This window comes from Scytonema sp. NUACC21, assembly GCF_054684315.1.
Map to the genome: position 1 here is coordinate 1 of NZ_BAAFZH010000049.1, position 12,248 is coordinate 12,248.

The following is a 12,248-nucleotide window of genomic DNA, read 5'->3' on the forward strand; positions in this document are numbered from 1 at the left end:
GTCATGCACGCAGGCGATCGCCCCATAGCTACTGGTCTGTATATTGCTTTTTCCCGCTACCAGAGTGGAACTGGCGGGACATCTCGTCTGCCCACGACTAGTATGCCAGTACCACCATACGAAGATAGTGGGATTAAAGTCTTGATGGTGATAGCCTCACCCACAGATTTAGTGCGTCTAGATCTACTTAAGCAAGAAGCCATCAAACTGCAAGCAGAACTGCATCGTAGTGGAAACGGTGATAACCCGCCAATTCGACTGACCTTACTAGAACAACCGGGACGCGAAGAATTGACACAAGCCCTAGAACAAGGGAGATACCATGTTCTACACTACTCCGGTCACAGCAACCCAGGTCCAAATGGAGGCGAAATCTACCTAGTTAGTGGCAGAACTGGCTTAAAAGAAACCCTAAGTGGCGACGATTTAGCGGGTTTGCTGGTTAACAATCACATTCAAATGGCAGTGTTTAACTCCTGCTTGGGAGCATATGCGGCTACCACTGACCCTACAGGAGACACAGCCGAACGCAATTTAACAGAAAGCTTGGTAAAACGGGGTATAAAAAGTGTTCTGGCAATGTCAGAACGGATACCCGACGATGTCGCGTTGACGCTAACACAATTATTCTACCGCAACCTTTTACTGGGGTATCCAGTTGATTTGTGTGTCAGTAGGATGCGTCAAGGATTGATTGCCGCCTACAGTTCTCACCAGATGTACTGGGCATTACCGACTCTATATCTCCAACCACAATTTAACGGCTATCTCAGCCCAGGAATGCATCCACCCCAAAATCATGAGTTCATTGATGAATACAATTCAATAACATTAAGGACAACCTCAATTTATCCGGATACGGCAAATGATGCCCAGCTGGCATTACCAATTGAGGAAATGATGCCCCCTGCTTTGTCAAATGACTCCTCAGACTTAGATTGGCTGGGTGACGAGACTTGGGGCGATCTTGCAGATGAAATTGAGTATGACGATCCAACATACGCAGAAGACTCTGCCATAGTTTCTGATTTGTTCCGCCAAATCGACCAACAAAGAGCTGCTGAATCCGACCAATCAATGACAGCCGAACTAGTGCAAGACTTTGGCGAAAGTCGGATTGATGACACAGAGGTTTCAGGAGAGATAGCATCTTTAGAAAGCGATTTTGGGATGTGGGAAGAAGTAAGAGCAGCAGCAGCATATGGTAGACAACCAGGTGCTGGTCGTCGCGAATTACCCGCCTCGAATGAAGCTCCCTCAGAAACAAATAGAAACTTAGATGGTAACTGGGATCGCTTACAACTTCCGCCTTCAACCCAGACAACTACCATTTCATCAAAACAACCTCAGCCAAGACATCGGAAAACATTTAATTTATTAACTATACTTGGTATTACTGTTCTCAGCACTGCTGTAGCCGTTATTACTTTTAAGTTGTCGTCACAGAATTTAACAAACCAACCAGGTAACGGATCGTCACCTCCCTCCACAGCAGATCGAATTAACCCGGAAATCAATCTAAGAACGGAATCCACTGGAATTGTCACTGCATACGCAGCCGATAAATTGGGCAAAGGTGAATTAACACTAGGTCTTCCGGCAGTAGAAGAACTACTTAATCGCGGTGTACTTTCTAATGCTGAAAACACCCTCAATCTCATCCCTCAAGAACAAGCGGATAACCCAGATATCAACTTTTTAAGAGGACGACTGGCTTGGCAATCACTCCAGCAAGGGGATAAAAAGTACAGCATAGATGATGCACGGCGTTACTGGGAAAGCGCTGTGAAAGATAAACCTAATTCGTTGATTTATAAAAATGCTTTAGGATTTGCCTACTATGCACAAAGAAATCTCATTCGAGCCAATGACTCTTGGTTCAAAGCCTTGGATGTAGCAGTCAAAGAGCAAAAAACCTCTGCCACTCCTCTAGCAGATAATGATAATAACTCAAAACCTATCCCTAGAGATGCTCTCACAGCTTATGCTGGGTTAGCTCTTGGTTTGTATAAAACAGCATACGAGCAACCCCCGGCAAAACGACAGCAGTATCTGAGTGAAGCCATGAAACTGCGCCAAAAAGTTCTAAAAGACGATCCAGTTAATTTCCAACCCAAGGAATTGAGTAAAGATTGGATGTGGACGGAAAAAGCCATTCAAGATTGGCAAGCCCTCCTCCGACTTCGAGAAAAGCCCCCAGTCAAAAAACAGTGAAAAAAAGGATGAAGGGTAAAGGATAAAGGATGAAAAATAGATTGATAGATGGAAGCAAGCCCCTTATTTTATTGAAGGGGTTTACTTCATAATTTGATACTTGATACTTCATACTTTATACTTCTATTTCGTTACCATTGTGAGAAAGGATTTTTCACTAAATTGCTGTTGAAATACTTGGGGTTGCCTGAAACTTCCTCACCAAGCCAGTTTGGCAATTCAATTTCTTGTGCTTCATCACTAAGTTCGACTTCCGCTAATATCAGCCCTTTATTAACACCATCAAACTCGTCTATTTCCCAAATCAAACCACTGTACTCCACTTTGTACCTGATTTTTTCTATCAAAGGTCGCTGACATAATGTATCAAGCATTTCCCGAGCGTCTTCAATAGGAATGGGGTACTCAAACTCTGCTCTGGAATATTTCACAGTAGGTCCCTTAATCGTTAAGTAACCTCGATCGCCTACTATGCGAACACGTACAGTAGCTCCTTGTTGCGTGGCAATGTATCCCTGACGATACACTCTCCCCTCAGCTAACCTTCGCCAACTATCTTCTTTGACTAAAAATTTACGCTCTATTTCTCGTGCCATTGTAGTTCCTATATATTTTAGTACCTAAGACAATGTAGTTGAGGTGCAGTACGCTCCCGACCGGACAAAGGGCAAATTGGTATGCGATCGCTCTGGTGCTTAGTCCATGACAATTTTGGGAAACCTAAATTGGTAATGGTGACACCGTGCGTGTTTCCATGAACGGTAAGTTAAGCATCACTTGCACGATACGAGTGTATGACTGCAAGCAGCCGACTTATTAACCTGTAAGCTTTCCTCAATTTCTGTCGATGTATAATTCTTATCACTTTCATGAGTCATAACACGCCCGTTAAAACTATTTTAATTTTGGCAGCAAATCCGGCTACTTCAAGGCTGCGGCTGGATGCAGAAGTGCGCTCAATTGAAGAAGGATTGCGACGTGCTTTTAAGAGCGAGCAGTTCAAACTCGTTCAGAAATGGGCGGTGAGATCGCGGGACTTTTACCGAGCAATTCTAGAGCATCAGCCGCAGATAGTGCATTTCTGCGGTCATGGTGCGGGATCTGATGGAATTCTTTTGGAAGATGACAATGGGCTTCCATATCTTGTGACAACAGAAGAGCTTTCCAAATTGTTTAAGCTATTTGCAGTTAAAGGGGTTGAATGTGTCCTTTTAGATGCTTGCTACTTAGAAGTGCAGGCTCAAGCCATCAGCCAATACATTAAATATGTCATTGGCATGAAACAAACTATTGACGATTCAAAGGCGATTGCTTTTGCTGTGACATTCTATGATGCTCTTGGTGCGGGAGAAACAGTAGAGTTTGCTTACGAGTTAGGTTGTACTCAACTTGTTGAACTCAAAGAAGACCAAACTCCCGTATTGAAAAGGACATCAATTCAACCAGTTTCTGATATTCAGGGGCAACAGTTAAATGAAGCTAAAGCTTTCCAAAAAGAGCCAGCTGCATTATTAAGATTATCTCCCTTAGCTAGTGAGTTTATTCAAAAAAGTCTTAACTATAGACGAAATAATCGTTTGAAGCTAATTAGCTTTAGATTGATTTCGGGTATATTTTTAACAATACTTTTTGGATTTATTGGATATAGGGGAATAAAAATTAGTCAATTTCGTGATGATGTGGAGAAAGCTAAAGGGCAAAAAGATAGTTATATAAGAGTCAAAGCACTTGAAGAACTCGTAAACCTTGGCGATCCTCTACGTAATATTGAACTTAACGAAGCCAACCTCAGGGGTGCCAACCTCAAAGGTGCTAACCTTGGGGATGCTATTCTCAGAGGTACCGACCTCAGGGGTGGTAGCCTCGAAAGTGCCAATCTCAGGGGTACCATCCTCGAAAGCGCCATCCTCAACGGTACCGATCTCAGGAGTGCCGATCTCGAACGTGCTATCCTCAAAGGTGCCAATCTCAAAGGTGCCAGCCTCGAAAGTGCCAATCTCGAACGTGCCACCCTCAATGGTGCAAATCTCAGGAGTGCCAATCTCAGGAGTGCCACCCTCAATGGTGCCAATCTCAGGAGTGCCAATCTCGAACGTGCCATCCTCAACGGTGCTGACCTCAGGAATGCTAGTCTCGAACGTGCCATCCTCAACAGTGCCAATCTCAGGAGTGCCAATCTCGCCCGCGCTTACCTCAAAGATGCCATCCTCGAAAGTGTCATCCTTGAGAGTGCTATTGTTTGGGGTGCCAACCTCGAAAGTGCTAACCTTAAAGGTGCCGACCTCTCAAGTGCCAACCTCTTAGGTGTCAATCTCGAAAATGCTAACCTCAAAGGAGGCGACTTAAAAGGTGCCGACCTCGAAATTGCTATCCTCTGGGGTGCTAACCTCAACAGTGCTAACCTTAAAGGTGCCGACCTCAAAAGTGCCGACCTTAAGGGTGCCAGCCTCAAAGGTGCCGATCTCAAAGGTGCTGACCTCTCAAGCACCGACCTCATTGATGCTGAATTTGGCTGTGCAAAAAATCTTTTTGGCATAATTGAATGTACCAACTTAAAAAATGCCAAAAACCTAACGCCAGAACAAGTAAAGCAAGCAAAGAATTGGGAAAAAGCGGAATACGATCCTGAATTCCGTAAAAAGCTTGGCTTACCACCAGTGCCTGAAAAATAGATGTTATGAACATTGGCTGAAACGTATTTGTACAGCGAGATCGGGTTCGTGAGTAATAATTAAAATCATTATTTCTGCTGGGCAAACGATCGTTTGCCTTCTTTGTCAGCACGCTGACAGCAATTGCTCTCTGGGCTGTTAGGCTATAGGTCACCCAAAATAATTTTTACTCGCTACAATTCTTTACCATCAACGATCCCACCCATTGATATCAGAACAATAAATCGCAAGAAGCTTGCAGCATCGTTCACAATTTGTTACAAAAAGACAAAGAACTTCTAGTACTCACTCAAATGTTAGGCGGACTTACAGGTTTAACAGATCCAAAAGGATGAAGGATGAAGGATGAAGGATAAAGGATGAAAAAATAGATGGATAATTGATTTTCAATAAAGAGCCAAACTAAAGCCGAACTAAATAGTAAGTAGGTGGGTGGGAATAAACAAAACTATATTAAAAAATGTAAATACCCTAAAAAGCCTTACTAATGACAAATGACGAATGACTAAAAAAGACCATTCCCAGTTAACTTTTTTCATACCGACCTACTTATTTATTCGCTTATGAAACTTTTGATAGGATTTTTGTTGCCTATCTTTTTTTTAGCGTTGAATTCGAGCTCATCGGAACTGCCTGTAATCCTAGGTTACCCCGATGTATGTACTTTTCGAGATTTATTTTTTGCGATTACTGCTGCCCCTGGTCCTTAAATCTAGGCAAATGAACACGGTATCTACCGGGGGATATTTTATTTTTTGGCAAGGAACTCAGTTCGGTTCCACAAAAATACTTTGCGCTGTTTCCCGATCCAAGGCGGTGCGGGTTCTGCCAACCGTAATGATGTAGCATGGAAAGCATTGCTCTAGAACTAAATTTGATATTTTCCTCACTTGTCTGTATGCAGCACATCGCTGTTATCCAGGAAAATGCCCTCGCAGCTTAAACTGTCGGATTTCTGCCGATGATTCCTTATTGTATGTAGCAGTCAACGCGGAATTTGCCGGAGTCATTTCTTACACCGACCCCCTACGCCCCGAAAGTGCCGCCATCCTCAAACAATTACAAACAAAATACGGCATGGAAACTCATATGTTAACCGGGGATAGCCAACAAAAAGCTGTGATGGTAGCAGAAAAACTGGGTATCCCCTTGAGTAACGTTCATGCTGAAGCATTTCCCGAAACCAAAGCCGCAATTATCCAGAAATTAAAAGCCGAGGGAAAAACTGTAGCTTACACAGGTGATGGTTTGAATGATTCCGCTGCCCTAGCTTATGCTGATGCAGCGATTTCCTTTGGGGATGGTTCCGAGATAGCTAGAGAAACCGCCGATGTGGTGCTGATGAATAATAATTTAACTAGCTTTGTGGATGCAATAGCGATCGCTCGTGAAACCAAAGCCATCATTAAGCAAAATATTAGTTTAGCTGTAATTCCCAATTTAGCTGCCTTAGGACTAGCCGCGACTGTAGGCATCCACCCCTTAACAGCCACAGTGGTACATAATGGTTCCGCAATTGCCGCCGGACTCAATGGTTTGCGTCCACTTATGCACCCTGACTGAAATGTATATATTGATACTTTTACTTACTGTCTACCTTGGCTCGCTTAGGCACTGACGATATTACAGCAGTGTTTACCGCCGTTGTGGAACTTCGCGAGCGAACAAAGTACGGTACATCAAGCGATAAATATCAGTGTTATCAACTGTTCCTTGTAAAAAATTCGCATTGAGTCCATGTGCTTTGGAAACAATTGCTCCCGCATTATCCTGAAAACCCGACCATGCAACAGCAAAGGGAAAGCGCAAACCTTGCTTATCGGGTGCAGAAATAAACGGTAATGTGGCAGTCCCTTCTTTACCATCCAATGGTGCTCCATTGTCACTTTTTTCTGGTAATGGTTTATCTAAAGGGAAATCCTCAACTGTTGCTCCAACAACTTCTAAGCCACCAGCATCACTATCTGCTGCAGTCACTAACAGAGTCTTGGAGTTCTGTTCGAGAAAATTCATGGCTACGCCGATAGCATCATCAGCCCTTTTGATTGCTTCGATGCATCCAGAAGCGTTGTTATAGTTACAGAAGTTGTCACTGCCTTCCTCTTCTAAGACAACGAAGAAACCATTGCTGTTTTGCGATACTATTTTGAGAGTCGCTTGCAGCATCTCGGCTACTGTTGGCGCATTTGGAAGATACAACGGCAAGCCCCGCTTTTTCAACTCTTCTTCTGGGGCGTCATTGTAAGTATTGACAGCAGCAAAGATACCCAAAACTTTCTTGGTGTTGGCTGGTAAATTCAAAAGTTCATCACGGGTATAAACAACGGTGTAGCCTTTGCTTTTTGCCAGTTCTATCAAATTGAGCCCATCAGTACGTTGGGCTTGTTCGGCAGTTGTGTGTCTTCCTGCTGTTCCTTTGGGAAGATACCACATTTCACCACCGCCTAAAATAACATCCGCACCGGATTCTACAATTTGTTTGGTGATATCAGCAAAATTGCTGCGACTTGCTGACTTGGCTAAAAAGGCACCCGTTCCTGGTTCGGTAATGATACCGGAGTTAATGATAGCTGTTGCCTTTCCTGCGGTTATGGCTTCCTGCATAATTGTCTTGGGTTGACCGGAAGCAGATACCACAGGTTGACCTGTTTCGTCCAAACCAAAGGAGTTGGCATTCACTTTCACTCCCGTTGCGTGTGTCACTGCACCTGCATTGGAAGTTCCTGTGAGTTGGTTTTTCATGTGTCCCAAATAGACAGCGAGATTGGACATTTTATCCCAGTTCAGCCTACCATCAGGACCGTAGTGAAGCATTCGCGCCGCACCCCAATGAGATGCACTTGTACCGTCAGGGTGGATGAATATAACATTACCCTGACCCGAGTTGGTCTTAGTTGTGGGCACTGCACTACAGCCCACCATAGCTGTCAGAGTCAAAATTGCCAAATCGATTACAACTTTCTTGTTAATCTGCTGCATAGCTTTCAACTCTATACGCATATGCTTCCAATTGAATCAACAGCCTAAAGTCTTAGATTGCAAATCAACGAAGAGGGTTCCCTTTTTAAAATTGGGGGCATATAGTTGTGAGCTATCTATTGCCTTTGAATGAAGTAATATAACGAATTTACAACGATAATTAATAATACGTATAAATGTGTTACTTCTTTTGGTGTTGTCACATTACCGACACTTGTAGGTAATTTTCTAGCTAGAAGGGAGTAGCCTCGTCTCTACCCTGGTTGTTAGCACGGTTAAAATCAGTCAATGCAGACAATTGACAAAAAGTCAACAAAAAACGTCTGGGCACAAGCCTTAGCCCAACCCGCCAAGGAATTTCCACCTACCCAACTCCAAATCCTTTCTGGCAAGATCCCTGAAGGCTTACGCGGTACACTCTATCGTAATGGTCCCGCACGGCTGAAACGCGGTGGTATCCCTGTAGGGCATTGGTTTGACGGTGATGGAGCAATTCTTGCCGTACATTTTACTCATGCAGGAGCAACTGGGCTATATCGCTACGTACAAACGGCTGGTTATAAAGAAGAAGCGGCAACAGGTCGATTGCTTTACGGCAATTATGGGATGACTGCACCCGGACAAATTTGGAATCAATGGTTAAAACCACTTAAGAATGTAGCTAACACCAGTGTATTGGCACTGCCAGATAAACTTTTGGCATTGTGGGAAGGTGGTAAACCCCATGCTCTTGATTTGCAGAATTTGGAAACTCGCGGCGAGGATGATTTGGGTGGGTTAACTATAGGATTATCTTATTCTGCCCACTACAAGCGAGACCTCCAGACAGGAGAAATTTTTAACTTTGGCATAACTCCAGGATTAAATGCCACACTTAATATTTATAGAAGCGCTCGCACGGGCAAAATAGTCCAAAAAGCAGCACACGCCCTAGAAGGTGTGCCAATAGTGCATGATTTTGTCTTTGCAGGGCAATACCTTGTCTTTTGTATTCCCCCCGTGCGGCTTAACCTTTTGCCTACATTGATAGGCATGAGTAACTATGGTGACGCCTTGGAGTGGCTGCCAAACAAGGGAACCCAAATTTTAGTCGTTGACCGTCAAACCCTTGAGGTGGTGAGTCGGGATGAGACTGAACCTTGGTATCAGTGGCATTTTGGCAACGCTTATGTAGATAATAGCGGGTTAGTTATTGTGGATATGGTGAGATATCCAGACTTTCAGACCAACCAGTACTTAAAGGAAGTAGCGACTGGAGAGACTCACACCCTATCGGTAAGTACGCTGTGGCGTATGGGTATTGACCCAACTTTAGGTAAGGTCAAAACACTCGAAGAAATTATGGATCGCCATTGTGAGTTTCCGGTTGTACCACCCCAAGACCAAGGAAAACCTAACAGTGAAACTTATCTCACAGTACACCGTCAAGGAGTAAACCCAGTAAAAGAAATATTCGGAGCGATCGCCCGTTTCGACTACAAAACCGATACCCTCACAATCGCGGACTGTGGTGAAAATCATTATCCTTCCGAAGCGATTTATGCTCCTGATTCCCAAAATCCCGAATCTGGATGGGTGATAACGGTAGTGTATGACGGCAATTCCGATAGTAGTGAAGTTTGGATTTACGATGCAGTTAAGTTAGATGAGGAGCCTGTATGTAGATTGGCATTACCGGGTGTTATTCCCCACAGCTTTCACGGGACTTGGAAACCAGTGAATTCGTAATGGCTGAACTGCCTCATGATAAAAACCGCCTATCAAAGGCGGTTGAAGTGCAAACCATAGAATTTTATTTATTGTAGCTATAAGTCTTAATAATTTCTTCAGGCTTTTGGCATAATTGCTCAAAAGTCACTTCTTTTGGACTAGTGACATGAAACCAACACGTTGGTGTGGCAAAATTCTATAATTCAAAGATAGTGTAATCCGCTATCATATCTGTTTTATAGTTACTATGACCACTATACCCCGTCGCTATCATATCACTACCTTCGGTTGCCAGATGAACAAAGCCGATTCAGAACGCATGGCTGGCATCTTAGAAGACATGGGCTTTGAGTGGTCAGAAGACCCAAATGATGCCAATTTGATTCTCTACAATACTTGTACTATCCGGGATAATGCCGAGCAGAAAGTATACTCTTACCTGGGTAGACAGGCAAAGCGCAAGCACGAACAACCAGACCTAACTATAATTGTCGCTGGTTGTGTTGCTCAGCAAGAAGGGGAAGCTCTGTTGCGACGAGTACCCGAAGTTGACATGGTCATGGGTCCGCAACACGCCAATCGCTTAAAAGATTTGCTGCAGCAAGTGTTTGATGGCAACCAAGTTGTTGCAACTGAACCAGTTCATATCATAGAAGATATCACCAAGCCACGACGGGATAGCACTGTAACTGCTTGGGTGAATGTCATTTACGGTTGTAACGAACGCTGTACGTATTGTGTTGTTCCTAATGTACGAGGTGTTGAGCAATCTCGCACGCCAGAGGCAATTCGGGCAGAAATGGAAGATTTGGGACGACAAGGGTATAAGGAAATTACCCTACTCGGTCAAAATATTGATGTATGGTAGGTGATGGGATTAATGATGCACCCGCACTAGCACAGGCGGATATTGGGATTGCCATAGGCACGGGAACAGACGTTGCGATCGCCGCGAGTGACATTACCCTCATATCCGGAGATTTGCAAGGAATCATTACAGCAATTCAGTTAAGCCGTGCCACCGTTCGCAATATTCGCCAAAATCTCCTTTTTGCCTTCATTTACAACCTTGTTGGTATTCCCATCGCAGCTGGCATTCTCTTTCCTTTCTTTGGCTGGCTACTCAATCCAATTATCGCAGCAGCTGCAATGGCTTTTAGCTCACTGTTTGTCATCACTAATGCCTTACGCCTGCGTTCTTTTGAACCTAAAACATATTTTTAGTGTTCATAGTTAGTCCTACAGACGCGCTCTCGAATGCGTCTGTACATTAATAACAACAAAGCACCACTATCCACTAACAAAACAACTTTTCAATCAATTTCACTATCACAATGAAAGCTTTCTTGGAAAAATCAGCATTACATAAAAAAATTGGCTATCCAATGATTGGTTTGAGTATATTGTTAATACTTGTCATTTATCCATCTATCGTAGTTTCTGCCACTACACCAATACACCAAACCAAGACGTTTCAGTATATAGAACAACCATTTGTGGTAAAGTTAGCAGTTAATGTAGGAGGAATAACACTAATTTACCTACAATTTAAGTGGTTTGTGAGATTTAAAAAACGCAGCACATAGAATTATGTTGTTCGTCGTAGGTTGGGTTGAGGAACGAAACCCAACAATTCGATGAATGTTAAATTTCTTTCTTCAACCCAACCTACAAAACTTCCTTCACATCAATAAGTACGTTGCTAAAACAACCAATTAATAAATAAAGTATCAATGATTTTACTTGTTTGGAAAGCTGAAAAAATTGGTTTTGAGCACTGGTGCAAAATTTGAAAAATTCTCAACATTTATTAAAAAGGTAAATAGGATGAATTTACGGCATCGTTTTCCTAATTTGTCTGTTCTTGGTAGCTTGAGCCTGCTAGGTATAGTGACCCAACAAAATGCAACTCGAACTGAAACTGAAATACCTAAAACTTTTCCTTTAGAGAAAGCTTTAACTACTGATACCGATCTGCTTGCCAAGACTGTAGAAACTCCTTTTGAAAAAAATAAACACAGTAAAGTTTTTATACAAGAAGAAGTAACACTTTGTGGCTTTTCCGATACAAATGCACTTTGTTTGAAAAAAGCAGTTGATGACCTTGATTTTACTGAGCTAGCACTATCAAAAAAACAGGAAGAAAATACAGTAGAAACAAACTCTCAAAGCCTAGCCCATTTAATTGAAAAATCAAAAGACTTGATTATTGGGCATCCAGAATGGAAAACCCCCCACAACAATCGGGTGTCAGAAAATATTTCGGTTCCTTACTCCCTGCCATCCTATGAAACTCCTCATTCCAAACAAACATTTTCACCTCGCCTTTCCACAGGGAAAGAAGTACCTGTCAAGAGTAGCATGGGTGCAGAGGTAAAGCAAAGCAGGAGACAAGTTAGTAAACCGTCAACTACCTCTCGCCAAATTCCTAAATCCCCAAATCCCCAGTCGGTCAACCAGGTATCTTTAGGAGCTTCGTATCAATTATCTGGTCCCTATTCTTTACGTTCCTACAATGCTGCTTGACTGAGAGTATATAGCGGTTTTTAGTTGGGTGCAATACACATAGCAGGGCGAACAACCGTATGCCTAATCTCGACCGCCACAACCCAAACATGTCCGGGTAAAGAACCAGCATATCCTCATCAGCCAATGCCTGCATTATTGTCACAA

At 43.1% G+C, this 12,248-nt stretch carries 6 protein-coding genes and 3 pseudogenes; 7 read left to right on the plus strand and 2 right to left on the minus strand.

Annotated features, from left to right (window positions below):
- Positions 1-2,214 (plus strand): CHAT domain-containing protein (locus tag ACYRY3_RS06265; RefSeq protein WP_460200851.1); only part of this gene is annotated, 2,214 nt, incomplete at its 5' end.
- Between the two features lie 131 nt (positions 2,215-2,345).
- On the opposite strand, the gene ACYRY3_RS06270 is transcribed toward ACYRY3_RS06265, so the two are convergent.
- A complete protein-coding gene (locus ACYRY3_RS06270) occupies positions 2,346-2,810 on the minus strand; it encodes a CYTH domain-containing protein (protein WP_460200852.1) in 465 nt (154 codons plus the stop codon).
- 273 nt (positions 2,811-3,083) lie between these two features.
- On the opposite strand from ACYRY3_RS06270, the gene ACYRY3_RS06275 reads away from it, so the two are divergent.
- On the plus strand, positions 3,084-4,886 hold the full coding sequence (locus ACYRY3_RS06275; protein WP_460200853.1) for a pentapeptide repeat-containing protein: 1,803 nt from the start codon (positions 3,084-3,086) through the stop codon (positions 4,884-4,886).
- A gap of 885 nt (positions 4,887-5,771) precedes the next feature.
- Positions 5,772-6,449, plus strand: a pseudogene (locus tag ACYRY3_RS06280) (HAD-IC family P-type ATPase); the annotation flags it as partial.
- A 72-nt stretch (positions 6,450-6,521) separates the two neighbouring features.
- Here the strand turns inward: ACYRY3_RS06280 and ACYRY3_RS06285 are convergent.
- Positions 6,522-7,808, minus strand: coding sequence for an alkaline phosphatase (locus ACYRY3_RS06285; protein WP_460200880.1), 1,287 nt, complete (start codon positions 7,806-7,808; stop codon positions 6,522-6,524).
- A 345-nt stretch (positions 7,809-8,153) separates the two neighbouring features.
- Here ACYRY3_RS06285 and ACYRY3_RS06290 point away from each other — a divergent pair, with 345 nt between their 5' ends.
- The 4 genes and pseudogenes from ACYRY3_RS06290 to ACYRY3_RS06305 all read left to right on the plus strand — a co-directional run bounded on the left by ACYRY3_RS06290 (position 8,154) and on the right by ACYRY3_RS06305 (position 12,101).
- On the plus strand, positions 8,154-9,593 hold the full coding sequence (locus tag ACYRY3_RS06290; RefSeq protein ID WP_460200854.1) for a carotenoid oxygenase family protein: 1,440 nt from the start codon (positions 8,154-8,156) through the stop codon (positions 9,591-9,593).
- 229 nt (positions 9,594-9,822) lie between these two features.
- A pseudogene (locus ACYRY3_RS06295) lies at positions 9,823-10,440 on the plus strand (radical SAM protein); the annotation flags it as partial.
- Positions 10,437-10,799 (plus strand): annotated as a pseudogene (locus tag ACYRY3_RS06300) (HAD-IC family P-type ATPase); the annotation flags it as partial. The pseudogenes ACYRY3_RS06295 and ACYRY3_RS06300, both read left to right, overlap by 4 nt.
- Before the next feature lie 603 nt (positions 10,800-11,402).
- A complete protein-coding gene (locus ACYRY3_RS06305) occupies positions 11,403-12,101 on the plus strand; it encodes a hypothetical protein (protein ID WP_460200855.1) in 699 nt (232 codons plus the stop codon).
- Positions 12,102-12,248: the final 147 nt, after the last annotated feature.